Annotated in this window: 16 protein-coding genes; 8 read left to right on the top strand and 8 right to left on the bottom strand. The window is 72.8% G+C overall.

The features are described from left to right. Window positions 1–739: 739 nt before the first annotated feature. Both hemQ and hemG read right to left on the bottom strand, forming a co-directional pair. The gene (gene hemQ / locus ACQEVZ_RS17530) at window positions 740–1,438 is read right to left on the bottom strand and encodes a hydrogen peroxide-dependent heme synthase (protein WP_433367656.1); all 699 of its coding nucleotides are present in this window, start codon (window positions 1,436–1,438) and stop codon (window positions 740–742) included. Window positions 1,439–1,442: 4 nt separating this feature from the next. Continuing rightward, on the bottom strand, window positions 1,443–2,816 hold the full coding sequence (hemG, locus tag ACQEVZ_RS17535) for a protoporphyrinogen oxidase (protein ID WP_433367659.1): 1,374 nt from the start codon (window positions 2,814–2,816) through the stop codon (window positions 1,443–1,445). 58 nt (window positions 2,817–2,874) lie between these two features. Here hemG and ACQEVZ_RS17540 point away from each other — a divergent pair, with 58 nt between their 5' ends. Both ACQEVZ_RS17540 and ACQEVZ_RS17545 read left to right on the top strand, forming a co-directional pair. Continuing rightward, complete coding sequence (locus ACQEVZ_RS17540) at window positions 2,875–3,630, top strand: SDR family NAD(P)-dependent oxidoreductase (RefSeq protein ID WP_354888420.1); 756 nt, start codon at window positions 2,875–2,877, stop codon at window positions 3,628–3,630. Between the two features lie 126 nt (window positions 3,631–3,756). After that, complete coding sequence (locus tag ACQEVZ_RS17545; RefSeq protein ID WP_354888423.1) at window positions 3,757–4,908, top strand: HEAT repeat domain-containing protein; 1,152 nt, start codon at window positions 3,757–3,759, stop codon at window positions 4,906–4,908. Window positions 4,909–4,928: 20 nt separating this feature from the next. Here ACQEVZ_RS17545 and hemE read toward each other — a convergent pair whose 3' ends face one another. Continuing rightward, window positions 4,929–5,936, bottom strand: a complete 1,008-nt coding sequence (hemE, locus tag ACQEVZ_RS17550) for a uroporphyrinogen decarboxylase (protein ID WP_354888426.1) — start codon at window positions 5,934–5,936, stop codon at window positions 4,929–4,931. Window positions 5,937–6,017: 81 nt separating this feature from the next. Between hemE and ACQEVZ_RS17555 the strand changes: the two genes are divergently transcribed. Further along, window positions 6,018–6,566 carry a DUF3000 domain-containing protein gene (locus ACQEVZ_RS17555; RefSeq protein ID WP_344503155.1) on the top strand — a complete coding sequence of 183 codons (549 nt, stop codon included), beginning with the start codon at window positions 6,018–6,020 and terminating at the stop codon, window positions 6,564–6,566. A gap of 42 nt (window positions 6,567–6,608) precedes the next feature. On the opposite strand, the gene ACQEVZ_RS17560 is transcribed toward ACQEVZ_RS17555, so the two are convergent. Both ACQEVZ_RS17560 and ACQEVZ_RS17565 read right to left on the bottom strand, forming a co-directional pair. Continuing rightward, the gene (locus ACQEVZ_RS17560; RefSeq protein WP_354888429.1) at window positions 6,609–7,427 is read right to left on the bottom strand and encodes a hypothetical protein; all 819 of its coding nucleotides are present in this window, start codon (window positions 7,425–7,427) and stop codon (window positions 6,609–6,611) included. Window positions 7,428–7,520: 93 nt separating this feature from the next. Further along, window positions 7,521–8,462: a S1C family serine protease gene (locus tag ACQEVZ_RS17565; protein ID WP_344503158.1), complete on the bottom strand. Its 942-nt coding sequence runs from the start codon at window positions 8,460–8,462 to the stop codon at window positions 7,521–7,523. Between the two features lie 472 nt (window positions 8,463–8,934). Here ACQEVZ_RS17565 and ACQEVZ_RS17570 point away from each other — a divergent pair, with 472 nt between their 5' ends. The 4 genes from ACQEVZ_RS17570 to ACQEVZ_RS17585 all read left to right on the top strand — a co-directional run bounded on the left by ACQEVZ_RS17570 (window position 8,935) and on the right by ACQEVZ_RS17585 (window position 14,788). Then, window positions 8,935–10,209 carry an HRDC domain-containing protein gene (locus ACQEVZ_RS17570; RefSeq protein WP_433367666.1) on the top strand — a complete coding sequence of 425 codons (1,275 nt, stop codon included), beginning with the start codon at window positions 8,935–8,937 and terminating at the stop codon, window positions 10,207–10,209. 101 nt (window positions 10,210–10,310) lie between these two features. Further along, window positions 10,311–11,504 carry a thiolase family protein gene (locus ACQEVZ_RS17575; RefSeq protein ID WP_354888437.1) on the top strand — a complete coding sequence of 398 codons (1,194 nt, stop codon included), beginning with the start codon at window positions 10,311–10,313 and terminating at the stop codon, window positions 11,502–11,504. After that, the gene (locus tag ACQEVZ_RS17580; RefSeq protein WP_433367670.1) at window positions 11,501–13,570 is read left to right on the top strand and encodes a 3-hydroxyacyl-CoA dehydrogenase NAD-binding domain-containing protein; all 2,070 of its coding nucleotides are present in this window, start codon (window positions 11,501–11,503) and stop codon (window positions 13,568–13,570) included. Before ACQEVZ_RS17575 ends, ACQEVZ_RS17580 begins: the two co-directional genes overlap by 4 nt. A 123-nt stretch (window positions 13,571–13,693) precedes the next feature. Next, window positions 13,694–14,788: a peptidoglycan DD-metalloendopeptidase family protein gene (locus ACQEVZ_RS17585; RefSeq protein WP_433367673.1), complete on the top strand. Its 1,095-nt coding sequence runs from the start codon at window positions 13,694–13,696 to the stop codon at window positions 14,786–14,788. Between the two features lie 388 nt (window positions 14,789–15,176). Here the strand turns inward: ACQEVZ_RS17585 and ACQEVZ_RS17590 are convergent, their stop codons facing one another. The 3 genes from ACQEVZ_RS17590 to ACQEVZ_RS17600 all read right to left on the bottom strand — a co-directional run bounded on the left by ACQEVZ_RS17590 (window position 15,177) and on the right by ACQEVZ_RS17600 (window position 18,881). Then, window positions 15,177–16,934: a diguanylate cyclase domain-containing protein gene (locus ACQEVZ_RS17590; protein WP_433367676.1), complete on the bottom strand. Its 1,758-nt coding sequence runs from the start codon at window positions 16,932–16,934 to the stop codon at window positions 15,177–15,179. Window positions 16,935–17,016: 82 nt separating this feature from the next. Continuing rightward, a complete protein-coding gene (locus ACQEVZ_RS17595; RefSeq protein WP_344503166.1) occupies window positions 17,017–18,219 on the bottom strand; it encodes a sensor histidine kinase in 1,203 nt (400 codons plus the stop codon). Beyond that, window positions 18,216–18,881 (bottom strand): response regulator transcription factor, encoded by a 666-nt coding sequence (locus ACQEVZ_RS17600; RefSeq protein ID WP_344503167.1) that lies wholly within the window; start codon window positions 18,879–18,881, stop codon window positions 18,216–18,218. Before ACQEVZ_RS17600 ends, ACQEVZ_RS17595 begins: the two co-directional genes overlap by 4 nt. Before the next feature lie 182 nt (window positions 18,882–19,063). On the opposite strand from ACQEVZ_RS17600, the gene ACQEVZ_RS17605 reads away from it, so the two are divergent. After that, entirely contained in the window at window positions 19,064–20,431 is a 1,368-nt protein-coding gene (locus ACQEVZ_RS17605; protein ID WP_433367680.1) for a PQQ-binding-like beta-propeller repeat protein, read from the top strand. Window positions 20,432–20,462: the final 31 nt, after the last annotated feature.

Raw genomic sequence — 20,462 nt, forward strand, 5'->3', positions numbered from 1 at the left:
AGCTGTTTCTGGCCCCGGGCATGCCCCAGCCGCTCCCCCATGATCCGCCAGCCTCCCGCCCCCACACCGCCTCCGGGACACACAAGCCCTTCCGGATCACGCGACGGCATCTCGAAGGACGTGGGAACGGTGCGGACGCCGCCAACGCCGTGGCACACCCCAGCCACACTCCCCCAGCTGCCGACCTCCCGCATCCAACGCCGCATCCCGACGCACAAAGTCTTCCGGATCACGCGACAACCACCCCACGCCCCGCCCCGCAGACGCACAACACGAGGTCTTCCGGATCACGCGACCACCGCCGACGTTGCGCACCCGACGGCGCACCGCGGACACAAAGAGCACAGGGTCTTCCGGATCACGCGACCACCGCCGACATTGCGCACCCGACGGCGCACCGCGGACACAAAGAGCACAGGGTCTTCCGGATCACGCGACCACCGCCGACATTGCGCACCCGACGGCGCACCGCGGACACAAAGAGCACAGGGTCTTCCGGATCACGCGACCACTGCTGACATTGTGCACCCGGCGGCGCACCGCGGACGCAAGAGCACAGGGTCTTCCGGATCACGCGACCACCACCCCACGCCGCACCCCAGCCGCGGACCGCAGACGCGCTAGCGCAAGGTCCTCTGAGTCGCGCGGTCATCGCTCGGCGGCGCGCACGCGGCGGCGCGCCGCGGCCCGGGCGGGCACAGGGCTTCCGGGTCGCGCGGCGGCCGTCCCCCCGGGTGGGTTACGGCAGGTTGGCGACCAGGTCGGCGATGTCCCGGCGGCGGCCGGTGTAGAAGGGGACTTCCTCGCGGACGTGTCGCCGGGCGGTCGAGGCGCGCAGCTCCCGCATCAGGTCGACGATCCGGTGCAGGTCGTCCGCCTCGAAGGCGAGCATCCACTCGTAGTCGCCGAGCGCGAAGCTGGCCACCGTGTTGGCGCGGACGTCGGCATACCCGCGGGCCATCTTGCCGTGCTCGGCGAGCATGGCGCGGCGCTCCTCGTCGGGCAGGAGATACCACTCATACGACCGGACGAACGGATACACGCAGACCCAGGCCCGGGCCTCCTCGTCGGCGAGGAACGCCGGGATGTGGCTCTTGTTGAACTCCGCGGGCCGGTGCAGCGCCATCTGCGACCAGACGGGCGCGAGGTGGGCGCCGAGGGCCGTGCGGCGCAGCGCGGCATACGCCTCCTGCAGCGCCTCGGCGCTCGGGGCGTGCCACCAGATCATGAGGTCGGCGTCGGCCCGCAGCCCCGCCACGTCATAGGTGCCGCGGACCACGACGTCCTTCGCGGCCAGGTCGGCGAGGAACCCGGCCGCCTCCGCGGCGACCTCGGCGCGGGCCGACGGGTCGAGCGGGGTCTTCGCCTGGAACACCGACCACATCGTGTAGCGGATCGAGTCATTCAGCTCGCGGATGCGCGTGGCGTTGGTGGTCATGTCCCTATCCTTCCAGTGCCTCGAGCAGGGCGTCGGCAGCAGTCCGCCCCGACGTGACGCAGGCCGGGATCCCGACACCGTCATAGGCGGCGCCGGCGACCGTGAGCGGCGGATGTCCGGGCGCGGTGCTGTGGGCCGTCAGCTCCGCCCGCAGCTGCCCGACCCGGTCGCGATGATGCGGCGCGTACTGCGGAAGCGCCCCTCCCCACCGGAACACCGCCGCGTCCACGGGGTCGGGCAGCCGGTCGGCGCCGATCAGCCGGGCCACCTCGGCACGGACCAGGTCGAGCAGATCGGCGTCGGAGCGCTGGAGCTGCGCCTCGTCGCCGGCCCGGCCGACGGAGGCGCGGACGATGGTGAGCCCGGACCGCCGCAGGTGCGACCATTTCTGGTCGAAGAACGTCACCGCCTTGACCGCGAACCCCTCCGTCGCCGGCACCAGCAGCCCCGACAGCTCGGGCAGCTTCGTGGCCGGCAGCGCCAGCGCGACGAGCCCGACGCTGGCATAGTCCAGCGGCACGCCACGCAGGCCGGCGGTGGACAGCAGGCGCGCCGCTGGGGTGGCGGGCACGGCGAGGACGACGGCGTCGGCCGCCAGCGTGGACGGCGAGTGGGTCGAGCCGATGGTGAGCCGCCACCGGGAGCCGTCCCGGCGCAGGTCCCGCACGGGAAGGCCGAGCCGGACGTCGGGCAGGGTGGCGGCGACCGCGTCGACCAGCCGGCTCATGCCGCCGCGGATCGCGCTGAACGCCGGCGCGCCGGGCGTGCTCCGCCGGGCGGCCAGGGCGGCCCTGACCGCCCCGGTGAGGGTGTCGGAGCGCTCCGCGGCGTCGGCCAGGGCGGGCAGCGCCATCCGCAGGGACAGGTGGTCGGCGCGGCCGGCATAGACGCCGCCGAGGAGGGGCTCGACGAACCTGTCGACGACGAGGTCGCCGCGGCGGGGGCGGACCAGGGCGCCGACGGTGACGTCCTCGCCTGGTCGCAGGAGGGGCGCGGCGGCGGGGCGCTCGGGTGGGTCGGTGTCGACGGGGATGCCCATCAGGGTGCCGGGCGGCAGGTCGTGGAGGGTGCCGCCGGCGGCGACCGCGGCCTTGGAGGTGGCGGGGTGCACGATGGCGTCGCCGAGGCCGACCTGCTCGGCCAGGCGGACGGCGGCGCTCGGGCCGCCGGCCGGGTCGCCGGACAGGAACGACTCGGCGCCGCGCTCGACCGGGCCGCCGGCCAGATCGACGGTGCGCAGCTTGCCACCCGGCCGGTCGCTCTGGTCGACCAGGATCACGTCGAGGTGCGGGGCCCGCTCGCGCAGCCGGTGCGCCGCGGCCAGGCCGGCGATGCCGCCGCCGATCACCACGACCCGCCGCCGCGCTCCCTCGGTCACGCCCTCGCCCCCCGATCAGGTGCCGCCCCGCTCATGTCCCCGAGTCTATGGTCGGCGTATGACAGAAACGCGAGTGGCAGTCGTCACGGGTGCGGCGCAGGGCATCGGGCGGAAGACCGCTGAGTTGCTGGCCGAGGAGGGGTACCAGCTGGCGGTCATCGACACGAGGGCGGCGGACCTCGACGGACTGATGTTCGAAGGGGACGTGTCGGACGAGGCGACCGTGGCGCGGTTCGTGACCGAGGTCGAGTCGGTGTACGGGGGCTGCGACGTCCTCGTGAACAACGCCGGCATCGCGTCGATCGCGCCGGCCGAGGAGACCGACGCGGCGCAGTGGCGGCGGGTCCTGGACGTGAACCTGACCGGCCCGTTCCTGCTGTGCAAGGCGTTCGGGCGGCGGATGCTCGTGCGCGGCTCGGGGTCGATCGTCAACGTGGCCTCGGTCGCCGGGCTGATGGGTGTGGCCGATCGGGTGGCGTACAACTCGAGCAAACACGGCCTGATCGGCATGACGCGCACGCTCGCGGTGGAATGGGGCGGGCGTGGCGTCCGGGTCAACGCCGTCTGCCCCGGCTGGGTGAAGACGGAGATGGACGACGAGTCGCAGGCGTCGGGGGCGTACGCGGACACCGACATCACCGAGCACGTGCCGATGGCACGGTTCGCGCAGCCCGGGGACATCGCCAAGGCGGTGGCGTTCCTCGCGGACCCGGAGCGGTCCGGGTTCGTCAACGGCGCCGCGCTCTCCGTCGACGGCGGGTGGGCGGTGGACGGCTCGTGGCAGTCGCTGCGACTGGACAGCCGGGGACGGTGAGCCCTGGGACGTACACCCGAAGTGCGTCGATATGTCGTCGGGTCGGGCGATTCTGACCAGCGAGATGTCCATCTGTGGGACGAACCCCTCTGGAAGATCTCGCCGGAGGCGAGCACACTCTCTCGGATGAGCGACCTCGCGTCCTCCCGACCGTCCCCGGACGAGCCGAGCGACCGCGCGCCGGCCCCCGGCGGTGGCCACACGCCCTGGTCCGCCGAACCGTGGTCCGCCGAACCGTGGACCGCCGAGCCCTGGACCACCGACCCGTGGCAGATCGGCACCGGCCAGCTCGAATCGGGCAACGGCGGCTCGGACCCGCTCGCCGACGTCATCGCCGACCTGGCCGACCACCTGGCCGACCCCACCGACCCGGCCGACCCGGCCGTGGCCGCCGCGGCGGCGGCAGCGGCGGCCGCCGCGCGGGCGGTGCCGGTCGACGACGTGGAGCCGACCGCGAGGACGATCTCGGCGCTGCTGGCGGACACGACGACGACGCCGGCCGAGCTCGCCGACGCGGTCGCCTGGTGCTACGACGACGAGGCGCTGCCCCTGCTGCTGCCGCTGATCCACCACGCGGACGCACGGGTGCGGCGGGCGGTCGCGCAGGCGTTGCCGAGCGTCCTGGGTGAGGCACCGCCCGACGACACCGTGCGGGCGCTGCTCGTGCTGAGCAACGACCCGGACGACGACGTGCGCGACTGGGCGTGTTTCGCGCTCGGCACCCAGCTGTCGGAGGTCGACGCCCCGGTGCTGCGCGACGCGCTGGTCGTGCGGCTCGACGACCCGCACGACGACACCAGGTGCGAGGCGCTGCTGGGCCTGGCCCGGCGCCGCGACGAGCGGATCCTGCCGGTGCTGCAGGAGCGGCTCGCCCGCGACAACGTGTTCTCGCTGGAGATCGACGCCGCCGGCGCGCTCGGGCACCCGTCGCTGCACACGCTGGTCCGCGGGCACCTGTCGGGCTGGGACGACGACGTGGTGGCGCGGGTGTGCGCGGCGCTGCGGCTGACGGACCCCGACGGCGTCGGCGACGACCTGCTCGACGGGCTGGCCGAGTGGTTCACCTGCGGCGCCCCGCACGCCAGCGACGAGGACCGCTACTGGTGGTCGGTGACGCTCCAGCTGCTGGAGCACGCCGAGTACCGGGCGCCGGAGATCGCCGAGCAGGTGCACGCCCGGCTCGCCGGCGAGGCCCGCGCCACGTCGCTGATGCTCGGCTCGCGACTGGCCCAGCTCGCCGGCGACCACGGCTGGTGGCGCTGGAGCCCGACGTACTAGGACGTACCAGCTAGGACGTACTAGAGGGAATGCACGAGTGAGACGACCCTGGTCAGCACGTCCGGGTCGGTCTCGGGCATGACGCCGTGCCCGAGGTTGAAGATGTGTCCCGGCGCCTTGCGGCCCTCGGCGACCACCCGGCGCACCTCGGCCTCCACGACCTCCCACGGCGCGAACAGCACGCACGGGTCGAGGTTGCCCTGCAGGGCCTTGCCCGGCACCCGGCCCGCGGCCACGTCCAGCGGCGTGCGCCAGTCCACCCCGACCACGTCGGCGCCGGCCTCCGCCATGGCGGGCAGGAGCTCACCGGTACCGACGCCGAAATGGATCTTCGGGATGCCGGCGATCCCGTCAAGGACGCGACGGGAGTGCGGCAGGACGAAGCGCCGGTAGTCGGCCTCCGACAGCGCCCCGGCCCACGAGTCGAAGAGCTGCACCGCGTGCACGCCCGCCTCGGCCTGCACCTGGAGGAACGTGAGGGTGATGTCGGCGAGCCGCGCGCACAGGGCGTGCCAGACGTCGGGCGCCCCGTACATGAGGGCCTTCGTCTTCACGTGGTGTCGTGACGGCCCGCCCTCCACAAGGTAGCTGGCGAGCGTGAACGGCGCCCCGGCGAAACCGATCAGCGCGGTGTCGCCCAGCTCGGCGAGCAGCAGCCGGATCGACTCGGCGACGAACCCGACCGCCTGAGGGTCCAGCGCGGGCAGCGAGTCGACGTCGGCCATCGTGGCGACGGGTGAGGCGACGACGGGGCCGGTGCCGGCGACGATGTCCAGGTCGACGCCGGCGGCCTGGAGCGGCACGACGATGTCGCTGAAGAGGATCGCGGCGTCGACGTTGTGGCGGCGGACCGGCTGGAGGGTGATCTCGCAGACCAGGTCTGGGCGGCGGCACGACTCGAGCATGCCGATGCCGGCGCGCACCGCGCGGTATTCAGGCAGGGATCGGCCGGCCTGGCGCATGAACCAGACGGGCGGGTGCGGCACCGCCTGCCCGCGGGCGGCGAGTCTCAGCAAATTGTCAGTCATAGCGAGGTCATCGTTTCACTGCGTGCACTTCGGCGGCGCGGCGGCACCCCCCGAGCGGCTCCGCGGCCTTACTCTTCCGGTATGGCGCCATCGACCGCGACTCCCCCAACGTTCACCCGGGCGGTGGAGGAGCTGCGCGCGTTCACGGCGCGGCCCGAGATCGAGCTCGAGGAGATGCCGGCGCCGCAGCGGCTCGCGCCGTTCGCCCACGCGATGAGCGGCACCGTGCTGCGCGACGGTGACGAGGTCGCGACCGGGCGGCTGATCCTGCTGCACGACCCGGCCGGCCACGACGCGTGGGACGGCACGATGCGGCTCGTCACGTACGTGACGGCCGAGATGGAGGCGGAGCTCGCCGCGGACCCGCTGCTGCCGCAGGTCGGCTGGAGCTGGCTGACCGACGCCCTGGAGAGCCACGGCGCGTCCTACACGGCGATCGGCGGGACGGTCACGCAGACGCTGTCGACCCGCTTCGGCGACCTCGCCGGCCCGCCGACCGCGGCCGACCTGGAGATCCGGGCGTCATGGACGCCGACCGACGGCGACCTGCAGTCCCACGTGAGCGCCTGGTGCGCGCTGCTCGCCTCGACGGCCGGCCTGCCCCCGCCGGGCGTGACAGCACTGCGATGAAAAGGGCGCGCCCAGGGGGCGCGCCCTTTCACATGACAGGGATCAGAGTCCGAGCAGCGTGTCGGCCTCGTCGCACGGCTTCTTCATCTCGGTGATCTTGTTCTGCAGCGTCGTCTTGTCGCCCTTGTTGGACGCGTCCAGCGCCTCGATCAGCAGCGACAGGCACTTGCCGATGACGTCGCGCTGACGCTTCGCCTCGGTGCTGTCGGCCGTGACGCCGCGCAGCTCCTGCTGCGCCTTGGCGAGCTCGTCGGCCTTCGACTTCAGGTCGCCCTTGGTCTTGTCCAGCTCGCCCTGCGTCGAGGTGATGGTGTCCTGGCGCTGCGACGCGAGCTTCTCCGACTTGTCGAGCTTGCCGCTCTTGTCGAAGTACAGCCCGACGAACACGCCGGCGGCGATGACCGCGAGGGCGAGCAGGCTGGCGAGGATCGGCACCGCCACGCTCTTCTTCGGGGCCGGGCCGGGGGTCTGGTAGCCGCCCTGGGCGTACCCGGGCGGGCCGGAGACGGGGCCGTACGCGGTGGGCGGCGCCGACATCGGCGGGCCGGACATCGGCGGGGCCGACATCGGCGGGTTCGCCATCATCGGCGAGGTCGGCGGCGCGGAGACCGACGGCTCGAGGTTGTAGGCGGCCGGCTGCGGCTCGCCGTAGGCCGGCATCTGCTGCGTGCCCTGGTCGTACGGGTTGAACTGCGGCTGGCCGTAACCCTGGTCGTGGGTCGGGGCGGGCTGCGGCGGCACCGGGGCTCCGTACGGGTTCTGCGGCGCGGCCGGCGGCGGGTAGGCCCCCTGCGGCGCGTTCGGGTCGGGGTAGGCGTAGCCCTCGTTCGGGTTCCCCTGGGGGTTGCCGGGGTATGTCATGGTCGTTTTCCTCCTGAGAATCCTTCCGGGCAAGCGCCCCGGCCAGGGGTGTAGCTGCCGTCGCGACCGGGACGCGGCGGCGTGGTGCAGCTGTCAGCAGATGCTGATCGTTTGGCAGACCACCGAGATCGGGATGGCCAGGCCGATGCCTTCGGCCTCGCGCGCCTTCAGCGTCGCGACGCCGACCACTTCCTTCTTGGCGTTGAACACGGGGCCGCCGGAGTTGCCGGGGTTGATCGCCGCGTCGAACTGCATGAGGTCCTCACCGCTCATCGAGCGGAACGCGCTGACGACGCCGGTGGTGACGGTGTCCTCCAGGCCGAGCGGCGCGCCGACGACGAGCACGGGCTCGCCGACCTTCGGCACCTGCGCGGCCGGGACGAGCCGGGCGAACTCCTCGTCGGTGTGCAGCAGCGCCAGGTCCTTGTCGGGGTGCGCCTCGATGATCTTCGCCGGGAAGCGCTGGTTGGTCCGCTCGATGCTGACGTCGCGCTCGCCCTTCTCGTACGCCTCCTGCACGACGTGGTAGTTCGTGATGAGGTTCGTGCCGCCGCCCGAGGGGGCCTTGCCGAGCGCGAACGACGTGCCGGTCGCGTACTTGGTGGTGACGCGGAACACGCTCGGGCGGACGCTCTCGGCGACCGCGGCGGCGTCGAGGTTGCCGCCGGTCTTCGCCTCGAGCTTGTCGGCGCGGTCCTCGAGCGCCTTGAGGCGGGTCTCGTCCGTGGTCTTCGCGGCGGTGGCAGCCTTCTCGGCCTTGTCCAGGCGGGACTCGAGACGAATGATGAACGCCGCCTGCACGCCGACGACCACGAGCAGGACCACGGCGATGACCAGGGCGAGGACTCCGCTGCGGCCACGGCCCGCGGCCGGCTGCTGCGGGTGTTGTACGAGGTGCGGCGGCCCACTGTGCGGCGCCGGCCCGGCGGGTGCCGAGACCGGCCAGGCGCTGGTCGGCTGGGCCGGGAAGCCACCGGTGGCCGGCCCGTCCGCGGGCGACACGCCGGCGGCCGGGAACGCTCCGGTCTGGGTCATACGTGGAGGAAGTGGACCGAGCCGCTCCGAATCTTCGCCGAATCGGTCCGTGTGCCGCGGACGATCGTACGAATCGGAGGTTCCGGAAGCCACCGGGTTGGAAGGGTCATACCCGGCCGTCATGCTTCTCGTTTCCTTCCTGTCACTTTTCCACCCGTTTGTCCTGCGACCCGGTCGATGTGCGGCCTCGCAGTCGGCCCCACCCTAAACCGCTCACACAAGCCCCGCGACCTCCGAGGCAACCAACGGACAGAACCGGAAGTACCACTTCCGCCCGCGCTCGCGACCGTACCGGCACGGGCGGGCTTTGTCCGTCCCGAAATGACGTGTCGCGGGCCACCGGAACGGCCCGTGAACCGGCCGCCGGAACGATCCGTGAACCGGTCGCCGGAGCGGTCCGCGGGCGGACGGAAACCGACGCGCCGGACCCGGCTGCATCGGCGTTCCGGTGCCGCAACGTACCGTGGTCCGGGTGACCGACGAACCCCCCGCGCGGCGTCGGGACGAGGAGCCAGACAGTCCGGACAAACCGGACGACAAGACCGAGCCCGTCCTGCTGACCGCCCCCCGAGACGGGACGCCCGAGCCGATCACCGACCGGGCCGAGCTCGCGCGTGCCGTTGAGCGGTTCGCTCAGGGCAGCGGCCCGGTGGCCGTGGACGCCGAGCGCGCCTCCGGCTACCGGTACACGCACCGGGCCTATCTCGTGCAACTGCGCCGTGCCGGTGCCGGCACCGTCCTGATCGACCCCCTGCCCTTCGGACAGCTGCCAGAGCTCGACGAGGTGATCTCGCCCACCGAGTGGATCCTGCACGCCGCCAGTCAGGATCTGCCGTGCCTGACGGAGCTCGGGCTACGCCCCACCCGGCTCTTCGACACGGAGCTCGCGGCGCGGCTGTGCGGCTTCGAACGGGTCGGCCTGGCCGCCCTGACGGAGTCGCTGCTGGGGTACACCCTGGAGAAGCACCACTCGGCGGCCGACTGGTCGACGAGGCCGCTGCCGACATCCTGGCTGACATACGCGGCGCTGGACGTCGAGCTGCTGCTGCAGCTGCGCGACACGCTCGCCGAGGAGCTGCACGAGCAGGGCAAGACGGAGTGGGCGGCGCAGGAGTTCGCCGCGCTGGTCGCCTCCGCCGGCGACCCGCCGCGGGTGCGGGCCGACCCGTGGCGCCGCACGTCGGGCATCCACCGGGTCCGGGGCGCCCGCGCGCTCGCCCGGGTCCGCGCGCTGTGGCACGCCCGCGACGAGATCGCCGCCCGGCGCGACGCGAGCCCCGGCCGGGTCCTCGCCGACGCGGCCATCATCGCGGCGGCCGAGGCCGACCCGAAGGACGAGCGGACGCTGCTGGCCCTGTCCGGGTTCGGCGGGCGGTCGGTGCGCCGGCTCGCGCCGACGTGGCTGGCCGCGCTGTCGGACGCCAGGACGCTGACCGACCGGGAGCTGCCCACCACCCCGCCCTCGGACGGCCCCCCACCGCCGCACCGGTGGGCCGAGCGGGACCCGGTCGCGGCGGGCCGGCTGGCGCGCTGCCGCGAGCTGGTGACCAGCCTCGCCACCGCCAACCGGGTGCCGCCGGAGAACCTGATCACCCCGGATTCGGTACGGCGGCTCGCCTGGTCCCCTCCGGAGGAGCTCACCGAGGAGGCGGTCGGCGCGGTGCTGTCCGGCTACGGCGCGCGCCCGTGGCAGGTCGCGCTGGTGACGCCCGGCCTCACCGCGGCGCTGGAGGCGCCTTCCGAGTAGGGCGCCTTCCGAGCAGGGCGGCGGGGTGTGGGCGGATCCACAGGCGCAGCGGACTTACTGGCGAGTAACATTGCCGGTAATTCGTCGCTAGGAGGACACCCGTGCCCCGTCCCGTCCGCGACGTCGTCTTCGTCGACGGCGTGCGCACCCCGTTCGGCAAGGCCGGTGGGATGTATGCCAACACCCGCGCCGACGACCTCGTCATCCGCTGTATCCGGGAGCTGCTGCGCCGCAACCCGCAGCTGCCGCCGGAGCGGGTCGACGAGGTCGCGATCGCGGCCACGACGCAGATCGGCGACCAGGGCCTGACCATCGGCCGCACCGCCGCCCTGCTGTCGGGCCTGCCCAAGACCGTCCCCGGCTACTCGATCGACCGCATGTGCGCCGGCGCCCTGACGGCGGTGACCACCGTCGCCGGCGGCATCGCGTTCGGCGCCTACGACGTCGCGATCGCCGGCGGCGTCGAGCACATGGGCCGCCACCCGATGGGCGAGGGCGTCGACCCCAACCCGCGCATCATCGCCGAGAAGCTCGTCGACCCCTCGGCGCTCGTCATGGGCGCCACCGCGGAGAACCTGCACGACCGGCTCCCCGGCATCACCAAGGAGCGCGCCGACAAGTTCGGCTACGCGTCGCAGGTCAAGACCGCCGCCGCCTACAAGGCCGGCAAGCTGCAGCCCGACCTGGTCAGCGTCGCCACCCGCGACCCGGAGGCCGGCTGGGGCCTGGCCACGGTCGACGAGGCGCCCCGCGACACCAGCCTCGAGAAGCTCGGCACGCTCAAGACCCCGTTCCGCCCGCACGGCAAGGTCACCGCCGGCAACGCCGCGGGCCTCAACGACGGCGCCACCGCCGCCATCATCGCTGCCGAGGACGTCGCCCGCGAGCTGGGCCTGCCGGTCGGCATGCGCCTCGTCTCCTACGGCTTCGTCGGCGTCGAGCCCGAGGTCATGGGCTTCGGCCCGGTCCCGGCGACCGAGAAGGCGCTGCGCCAGGCCGGCCTGAGCATCGACGACATCGGCCTGTTCGAGCTCAACGAGGCCTTCGCCGTGCAGGTCCTGGCGTTCCTCGACCACTTCGGCATCGCCGACGACGACCCGCGGGTCAACCCGTGGGGCGGCGCGATCGCCGTCGGGCACCCGCTGGCGTCCTCCGGCGTGCGGCTCATGACGCAGCTGTCGCGGCAGTTCGCCGAGCACCCCGAGGTCCGCTACGGCCTCACCGCCATGTGTGTCGGCATCGGCATGGGCGCGTCCGTGATCTGGGAGAACCCGAACTGGGAGGGCGGCAAGTGAGCACGACCATCAGCAACCCGAACGAGGTCGTGACCAAGGCGCTGCTGCGCTTCGTGACGCTGCCCTCGCGGGACCGCGCCGCGGTCATCACGCTCGACAACGGCTTCGACCACACCAAGCCCAACTCGTTCGGCCCGGGCGGGCTGGCCAGCCTGGAGGCGGCGATCGACGAGGCCGTCGCGGCCGCGCCGAAGTTCATCGCGGTCACCGGCAAGCCGTACATCTTCTGCGTCGGCGCCGACATCACCGCCATGCCGCTGCTCACCGAGCGCGAGCAGGCCCTGGAGCTCGGCCGCTACGGCCACAAGGTGTTCCGCAAGCTCAAGGATTCCACGGTACCGACGTTCGCCTTCATCAACGGCGCGGCGATGGGCGGCGGCCTGGAGGTGGCGCTGCACTGCCACTACCGGACGGTCTCCGCCGGCGCCGCGGCGCTCGCCCTGCCCGAGGTCGCGATCGGTCTCGTGCCCGGCTGGGGCGGCACCCAGCTGCTGCCGAACCTCATCGGCATCGCCCCGGCCGCGCAGGTCATCATCCAGAACCCGCTCACCCAGAAGACCCTCAAGCCGGCTCAGGCCCGCGAGCTCGGCATCGCCGACGAGATCTTCGAGCCGGCCGACTACCTGGAGCGGTCCCTCGCCTGGGCGGAGGGTGTCGTCGACGGCACGGTCACCGTCACGCGCCCGGAGATCGACCGGGACATGTGGGACGGCGTGCTGTTCTTCGCCAAGCACCAGCTCGACGAGCGGCTGCACGGCGCCGTCAACTCCGCCAACAAGGCCCTCGAACTGCTGGCGCTGGCTCGCAGTGCAACGTTTGAGGAGGGCACGGCGGCCGAGGACGAGGCGCTCGCCGACCTCCTCATGGGCGACCAGTCCCGGGCCGGCCTCTACGGGTTCGACCTCGTGCAGCGCCGCGCGAAGCGGCCCGCCGGCGCGCCCGACAAGGGCCTCGCCCGCGACGTCAACAAGGTCGGCATCGTCGGCGCCGGCCTGATGGCCTCGCAGCTGGCGCTGCTCTTCGTGCGCCGGCTCGAGGTCCCGGTCGTGCTCACCGACCTCGACCAGGCCCGCGTCGACAAGGGTGTCGGCTACGTGCTCGCCGAGATCGACAAGCTCGTGTCGAAGAAGCGCCTCGACCCGGGCAAGGCCGCCAAGTACCGGGGCCTCGTCAGCGGCTCTGCCGACAAGGCCGCCTTCGCCGACGCCGACCTGGTGCTCGAGGCCGTCTTCGAGGACCTCGGCGTCAAGAAGCAGGTCTGGGCCGAGGTCGAGAAGATCGTCCGCGACGACTGCGTCCTGGCGACCAACACCTCCTCGCTGTCCGTCAGCGAGCAGGCCGCCGGGCTCGCCCACCCCGAGCGGGTCGTCGGGCTGCACTTCTTCAACCCGGTCGCGATGATGCCGCTGCTGGAGATCGTCCGCGCCGAGCAGACCGACGACGCGACGCTCGCGACCGCGTTCGCCGTCGGCAAGGCGCTGAAGAAGTCCTCGGTGCTCGTGGCGGACCGGCCGGCGTTCGTGGTCAACCGGCTGCTGACCCGCTTCCTGGGGGTCGTCACCGCCGCCGTCGACAACGGCACCCCGATCGAGGTGGCCGACTCCGCCCTCGACCCGCTCGGCCTGCCGATGCGGCCGATGGCGCTGCTCGGCATGGTCGGCCCGGCCGTCGCGCACCACGTGGCGGGGACGCTGCACGCGGCGTTCCCGGACCGGTTCGGCGTGTCGGCCAACCTGGGCCGGGTCGTCGCGGCCGGCAAGCGCGGCTTCACCGACGCCGAGGGCAACCCCGACCCGGAGGTGCTCGCGCTGCTGGAGGTCGGCTCCTCACCGTTGACGGCCGAGGAGCTGCGCGACGAGGCGACGGCGGCCCTGGCCCGCGAGATCCGGCTGATGCTGGACGAGGGGGTCGTCGCCGACCCGCGCGACATCGACCTGTGCATGATCCTCGGCGCAGGCTGGCCGCTGCACCTCGGCGGGGTCACGCCGTACCTCGACCGCGAAGGCATCTCCGAGAAGGTGACCGGCGCCCGCTTCCTCCCACCGGGCGTGGCCAACGCGCCGTAAGTTCACCCTATCGAGCAGATGTTTCGGTAAATATCGGATTTGGACCCCGTCGACGCCTAGCGTTGGCGGGGTTCGCTCGCAGTCCCCCCGGCTGCACGGCTCACTCGTCCCCGGGGGTGCACCATGCGCAAAATCATGTCCGTCGCCGCGCTGTTCCTGCTGACGCTGGCGTATCCGGTCGATGCGCAGGCCGCCTCGACGGCGACCGTGGTCTCCCCGAAACGCCCGCTGAACGTCCGGGCCGGCAGCGCCGTGTGGACGGCACCGCTACGGACCCTGCCGCACGGCAGTTCCGTCGCCATCGACTGCCAGGTCAAGGGCCAGCTCATCAACCAGGGCAGCGTCCGGGTCACGGACCTGTGGGACCGGCTCACCGACGGCTCCTACGTCTCCGACGCGTGGATCCGCCGCGGCGGTGCCATCCCCGCCTGCGGCCCGGTCGCCCCCGTCGCCCCCGCCGCGGTGCCGGCCGCCGCGAACACGACCACCGGCACCGTCGCCTCCGGCTCCATCCCGCTGAAGGCCCGCACCGGCCCGGCGCACGGCGCCCCGCTCATCGCCGCCCTGGCCGACGGCACCCCGCTGACGCTCGTCTGCCAGCAGCGCGGCGAGAACATCGTGGGCACGCAGCGCGTCACCCCCATGTGGAACCGCCTGCCGGAAGGCACGTTCGTCTCCGACGCCTACGTGCGCCGCACCGCGACCCCGCCCCCGTGCACCGCGGCCAACCAGCCCGTCGCCGCCCCCGCCGCACCGGCTTTCGGCGCGTGGACCAACCCGCTGCCCGGCTTCCGGGCCCGCCCCGGCTTCCGTACCGCCAACAACCCCAGCCACATCGGCGTCGACATCATGTCCTTCACCGGCACCCCGATCCACGCCGCCTCCGCCGGCACCGTCGCCGAGGTCGTCTGCAACATCGAGGCCGGCCACAGCTGCGACCAGACGGGCAGCGCCTCGGTCGGCGGCTGCGGCTGGTACGTGAAGATCCAGCACCCCGGCGGCATCGCCACCCTGTACTGCCACATGGTCCGCAAGGCCCTGGTCCAGCCCGGCGAGCAGGTCAAGGCCGGCCAGGTCATCGGCTACGTCGGCAGCTCCGGCAACTCCTCCGCCCCGCACCTGCACTTCGAGGTCCACATCAACGCCCCGCCCACCGGCCCCCAGAACGCCATCGACCCCCTCCCCTTCATGCGCACCCACGGCGCCCCCATCGGCTGACGCTGCAACTCCCCACCGCGCCGCATCCAGCGGCCGGTCCCCCTGAAGTGGGGCGAATCGCGCAACTCCCATTGGACGAAAGCCGCACATCCGGGCATTGACCAACGCCTGTACGGGCCGCGTTCCGTGCGCGGGCCCATCTGCACGTTGATCGAATGACGAATCTGGCTGTCATGACGACCAGAACTGCAATTCGATCACCGCGGAGCAAGCGAAGATCGGCGACCCGGACAGGGGCGCGGGAGTGCGCACCGGATGCGGCGCGCATGCGCCGCTTGGCCTGCCTCGCGCCTCGGCGCGGGCAGTGCGGCGCGGAGCGGCGCATTGGGGCCGCGGGTGAGAATCCCCGCCGGGCCCCGCCGAGGCAGCGGTGGGGGGAATTGCGGCACTACAGGGCGCGGTGGCGGCCGGGGCGGTCGGGGCCGCGTTTGGCGGCGTACATGGCCTGGTCGGCGGTGCGGAGGACCTCGTCCGGGTCCTCGCCCGGGCCGGCGAGGTGGAGGCCGACGCTGGCGCCGATGCGGACCTCGTTGCCCACGACGTCGAAGGGTTCCGACAGCGACGCGCGCAGCCTGGTCGCGAGGGCGGCGGCGTCGTCGGGGGTGACGACGCCGGGCAGGAGCAGGACGAACTCGTCGCCGCCGACGCGGGCCAGCACGTCCGTGGGGCGCAGGCAGAGGGAGAGGCGCCCGCCGACCTGGCGCAGGAGCTCGTCGCCCGCCTCGTGACCGAGCTCGTCGTTGACGGGCTTGAAGCCGTCGAGGTCGACGAAGAGCACGCCGACGGGGGTGTGCTGCAGGGAGGCGGTGAGGCGCTCCTGCAGGCGGCGGCGGTTGGGCAGGCCGGTGAGCGGGTCGTGGTGGGCGTCGTGGGCGAGGCGGTCCTGCATCTCGCGGCTGTCGGTGATGTCGCGGGCGTTGATGACGACGCCGTTGAGCGCGGCGTTGTGCAGCTGGTTGGAGGCGGTGAAGTCGAACCAGCGGTGGTTGCCGTCGGCCTGCAAGACCCGGACCTGCATGCGCTCCAGGCCGCCCTTCTCGCTCAGCAGCGCGGCGAAGCGTTCGCGGACGTGCTGGCGGTCGTCGGGGTGCAGCAGGTCGAAGACGGACGTGCCGACGGCGACGAAGCCGAGTATCCGTTTGCCGCTGGGGCTGGAGTACACGACGGACCCGTCGTCGTCCAGGACGGTGACGACGTCCGGGGCGTGCTCGACGAGGGCGGCGAAGCGCTCCTCGGCACGGCGTCGGACGAGCTGCGAGCGGTACCCGAGGACGGCGAGCCCGGCGACGCCGACGAGGAGCATGGTGAGCAGCGCCAGGTTGATGGTGAGGCTGCGGTTGCGGACCGGGCCGTCGAAGGTGGCGGTGGACTGGGTCCGCACGTACGCCCAGCCGCCGGGCAGCCCACCGTGGACGGCGGCGATCATGGACCTGCCGCCGGAGCGGTACGTGACGAACACCGACTCCTCGGAGCCGATCTTCTTGATGATCTCCGAGTCGACCATGGTGCCGACCGCCGAAGGGTCGCTGGATGCGCCGACGGTGCCGCCGGCGTCCACGACAAGGGAGAGGTGCGACGGGTCGCTGAGCTTTTCCAGGTACACCTGGAGCTGCCCCTTCAGGACCGGGATGAAGCCATAGATGAGCGCGACGGGATCGCTGCCGACGACGATGGGCACGGCGACCGCCTGGACGAGGGTGTCCTTGACCGTCATCAGGGAGGAGAAGCCGGGCCTGCCCAGCGCCAGCCCGGAGATCAGCGGCTTCCAGCCGACCGCCGCCTGGTCGGGGAACAGGTTCGCGGCCTTCGTGGCGTTGACCGGGTTGCCGGTGAGGTCGGTGAGGACGACGCCGTACGAGAAGAACGTCGACTTCTTGGCGTACTCGACGAGCGCGGCCCGGTCGCCCGCGTCACCGGGGGTCAGCGACAGGGGGTGGCTCGCGACGAAGTCGTTGAGCTCCTTCGCCGAGAGGAAAAGCAGCTGCTCGACCAGGCCGCCGTTGTTGGTGGCGAGGGCGAGGGTGTCGGCGCGGTGCACGGTCTCCGCGGCCCGCAGCGCCGAGCGGTTGACCGAGATGCCGACCGCCCCGATCGCCAGCAGCAGGGCGGCGCTGATGCCCACCACCAGCCAACTGCGCAGCCGCATCCGCGTTCCTCCGACGTGTCTGTGGAGGTCTCATCGGCGGCGAAGAGGGCGGAACTGAGAAACTGTGCCCGCGATCACAGCGTCACTGAGGTTTGACCGGCGCCGTGCCCGTCAGCACCGGCGTGACCGCCGCCGCGGGGAGGCTGACCGTCACCTCGAGGCCGCCGCCGTCCAGGGCGACGGCGCTGACCCCTCCCCCGTGCGCCTCGCAGACCGCGCGGACGATCGACAGGCCCAGCCCCGAGCCGCGGGCACCGGTGCGCTCCCGCCCGCCGCGCCGGAAGGGCTCGAAGAGCACGGGCACGTCGGCCGGGGCGACCTCGAAGCCGGTGTTACCCACGACGAGCCAGGCGAGGGTCTCGTCCGTGCCGGTGCGGACCCAGATGCGCCCGCCGAGGTGGTTGTACCGGACGGCGTTCTCGACGAGGTTGCCGGCGAGCCGTTCGAGCAGCCCGGGGTCGCCGACGACCCGCGCCGGCGCCAGGTCGGTGGTCACGTCCAGGGTGAGCCGGGTGATCTCCTTGCCCATCGCGGACATGGCGACGGTGACGCCGGTGGCCAGGTCGGTGGGGACCTTCCGCCCGAGCCGCCGGCCGGCCTGCGCCTCGGTACGTGCCAGCAGCAGCAGCGACTCGACGAGCGCGTTGGCCCGCATGGACGCGTCGCGCACGACGTTGGACATCCGGCGGAACTCCTCGACGTCGGCCTCCGGGTCGTCGAGGGTGACGTCGACCTCGGTCCGCATGACGGCGAGGGGGGTCCGCAGCTCGTGCGAGGCGTTGGCGACGAAGCGTTTCTGGGTGTCGAACGCCTCACTGATCCGGTCGAGCATCGCGTCGAACGTCTTCGCCAGCTCCGACACCTCGTCGTCGGCGCCGTCGTAGTTGATCCGGGCGTCGAGGGTCTCGCCGGTGAGCCGCTGCGCGGTGGTGGTGACCTTCTGCAGTGGGCGCAGCGCCCGGCCGGCGACGACGTACGCGCCGGCGACCCCGACCGCGCCGATGAGCAGCAGCGCGAGGCTGCCGCGGGTCACGAGCTCCCATTCGGCGGCGTCGGCGAGCTCCGTCTGCCACTGGCGGGCGTCGACCTCGCTGCCGTCCTGCAGGACGATCCGGGTGCCGGGCTGCAGCTCGTCGGCGGGCCGGATCGCGCTGTCGACGAGGATGTAGGCCAGCACCACGAGCACGAGCCCGGCGCCGACGAGCAGGATGCCGTTGAGCAGGGTGAGCCGCAGCCGCAGCGTCGGGCGGAACACGGCTGCGCGGCGGGCGTCGTAAATCGTCATTCGGGTGGCCTGGTCCTGTATCCGGCGCCGACGACGGTCTCGATGAGCGCGGGGTCGCCGAGCTTCTTGCGCAGGGTCATCATCGTGACCCGCACGGTCGTGGTGAACGGGTCGGCGTTGGCGTCCCACACGCGCTCGAGCAGCTCCTCGCTGGACACGACGGCGCCGCGGGCCTTCAGCAGCTCCTCCAGCAGCCCGAACTCCTTGCGGGTCAGGTCGAGCGGCTGCCCGCCCCGGGTCGCGACCCGCTTGGCCTGGTCGAGCACGAGGTCGGCGATGGTCAGCACGGGCGGGGCGGCGGGGGTCGCCCGGCGGCCCAGCGCCTGGACCCGCGCGACCAGCTCGTCGAACGCGAACGGCTTCGTCAGGTAGTCGTCGGCACCGATCTGTAAACCTTCGACCCGGTCGGCGACGCTGCCGCTCGCGGTCAGCATCAGGACCCGGGTCAGCGCCCCGGACGCGACCAGGTCGGCGCAGATGTCGTCGCCGTGGACGCCGGGCAGGTCGCGGTCCAGCACGACCACGTCATAGCGGGTGACCATGGCCATCTCGTGGCCCTGGGTGCCGTCGTACGAGACGTCGACCGCCATGCCCTGTCGTCGCAGCCCTCGCACGATCGCGTCGGCGAGGTGCCGCTCGTCCTCGACCACCAGCACGCGCACGCCACATCACCCCCACCCGGTCGGGCCAGTGTCAGGCACCGGCTGTGAAGTCCGCGTGAGCCGCCGCGGAGCGGCTCGCACCGCCGCCGGAAGGCGGCGGCAGCCGTCGTCGGAAGCGGCGGCGTCAGCCAACGTATACCGGACCGTTGGCGACCATGGCCCGTGCCGGGCACCCTGAACATGTGGAAGAGCGGCTGATCGATCTCGGCGTCGTCAACGACCAGGACGATCGGCTGGAGGCCGGGCCGCCACCGGCGGTGCCTGGCCGGCGGCAGTGGCCGTTCGTGATGGTGCTGGCGCTGCTCGCGACGTTCACCGGCGGCTCCGGCGCGGGCTCGTCCGTGGAGGACCTCGGCGTCCTGGCCGAGCACACCGTCGGGTTCGTCGCCGACCGCGGCATGCTGTACGCGCTGCGGGAGGACCCGGCCGTCACCGCGTACGACTGGGGCACGGGCGAGGAGCGCTGGAGCCGCAGGATCCTGCCGAACTCCGGCCAGGTCTACCTCGCCGCGGACCGCGCCTACATCCGCCACCGCCCGTGCACCGATGCCACCGGCTGGAGCCTGGAGCGGCTCGACCCGGCCGACGGCCGCCAGCAGTGGTACGCGGCGGGCGCACCGGTCGCGGTGCTGCGCATCGACGACCGGCCCGGGCTGCTGCTCGTCGACGAGCGCACCGGCACGTGCCCCCCGGCGGTGCCGCAGCGCAACACCCCGCAGACGCCGGTCCACCTGGCGGCGATCGACGCGGAGACCGGGATCGTGCGGTGGCAGTTCCAGATGCCGGCCGGCGGCCGGCTGGTCTCCCCCGACGTGCCCGGCAGCGACTGGTTCGCGATCTGGTATACGACAGGGCACACCGAGATCCGGGCCGCCGCGACCGGCGCGGTGCTCAGCGCCGCGGAGGTGCCCGAGCTCGCCGACGGCCCGCCGCAGAGCGTCCGCATCGTCGGCGACATGCTCGTCGTCGTCGCCGTCGGCCTCGACGGGGCGATGATCACCAGCTACGGGCACACGCCGCTGGAGTTCCGGTGGCGGCTGCTCTTCCAGTCGGCGGAGCCGGTGCCGATCGCCGAGCTGGCCTACGGTCCGGTCGTCGTCGCGTGCGGCCCGATGGTGTGCGTGCCCAACTGGCGCGACATCGCCGTCATCGACCCGCGGACCGGCGTGCAGCGCTGGCGCCGGCAGATCCAGATGGATGCGGTCGGCTCCGGTGTACTGGTCGCCCGGGACCGCGAGGACTTCATGCGGATCCGCATCGTCGACTGGGAGACCGGCATCGACCGCAGCGAGCTGACCGGCTGGGGGCTGATCCCGACGGCCACGGACGGCAGCGACGACGCCGCCGGGACCGCCGCGACCGCCGGCGCCACGTGGGCGCTGGTCCAGAAGCCCGACGGCAACGGCTCACGGATCGGGCGGGTGAACCTGCGCACCGGGGAGGTCGAGATCCTCGGCCAGGTGAGCCCGATCCCCTCCCGGTGCGCGCTGCGCGGCCACCGCCTGTCGTGCCTGGCCGACGGCGACAGCCTCCGCCTGTGGCGGCTGTGAACCGTCCACGGCCGAAGCCGCGGGCCGCCTC

Origin of the sequence: Dactylosporangium sp. CA-152071 (genome assembly GCF_050936335.1) — a bacterium.
GTDB lineage: Bacteria > Actinomycetota > Actinomycetes > Mycobacteriales > Micromonosporaceae > Dactylosporangium > Dactylosporangium maewongense.

What these genes read in the sequence shown, in the direction of transcription:
- ACQEVZ_RS17555 (WP_344503155.1), top strand. Translation starts at nt 6,018, where the DNA reads ATGGCGCCATCGACCGCGACTCCCCCAACGTTCACCCGGGCGGTGGAG.
- ACQEVZ_RS17585 (WP_433367673.1), top strand. Translation starts at nt 13,694, where the DNA reads ATGCGCAAAATCATGTCCGTCGCCGCGCTGTTCCTGCTGACGCTGGCG.
- ACQEVZ_RS17560 (WP_354888429.1), bottom strand. Translation starts at nt 7,427, where the DNA reads ATGACATACCCCGGCAACCCCCAGGGGAACCCGAACGAGGGCTACGCC.
- ACQEVZ_RS17590 (WP_433367676.1), bottom strand. Translation starts at nt 16,934, where the DNA reads ATGCGGCTGCGCAGTTGGCTGGTGGTGGGCATCAGCGCCGCCCTGCTG.
- ACQEVZ_RS17545 (WP_354888423.1), top strand. Translation starts at nt 3,757, where the DNA reads ATGAGCGACCTCGCGTCCTCCCGACCGTCCCCGGACGAGCCGAGCGAC.
- hemQ (WP_433367656.1), bottom strand. Translation starts at nt 1,438, where the DNA reads ATGACCACCAACGCCACGCGCATCCGCGAGCTGAATGACTCGATCCGC.
- ACQEVZ_RS17540 (WP_354888420.1), top strand. Translation starts at nt 2,875, where the DNA reads ATGACAGAAACGCGAGTGGCAGTCGTCACGGGTGCGGCGCAGGGCATC.
- ACQEVZ_RS17595 (WP_344503166.1), bottom strand. Translation starts at nt 18,219, where the DNA reads ATGACGATTTACGACGCCCGCCGCGCAGCCGTGTTCCGCCCGACGCTG.
- ACQEVZ_RS17565 (WP_344503158.1), bottom strand. Translation starts at nt 8,462, where the DNA reads ATGACCCAGACCGGAGCGTTCCCGGCCGCCGGCGTGTCGCCCGCGGAC.
- hemE (WP_354888426.1), bottom strand. Translation starts at nt 5,936, where the DNA reads ATGACTGACAATTTGCTGAGACTCGCCGCCCGCGGGCAGGCGGTGCCG.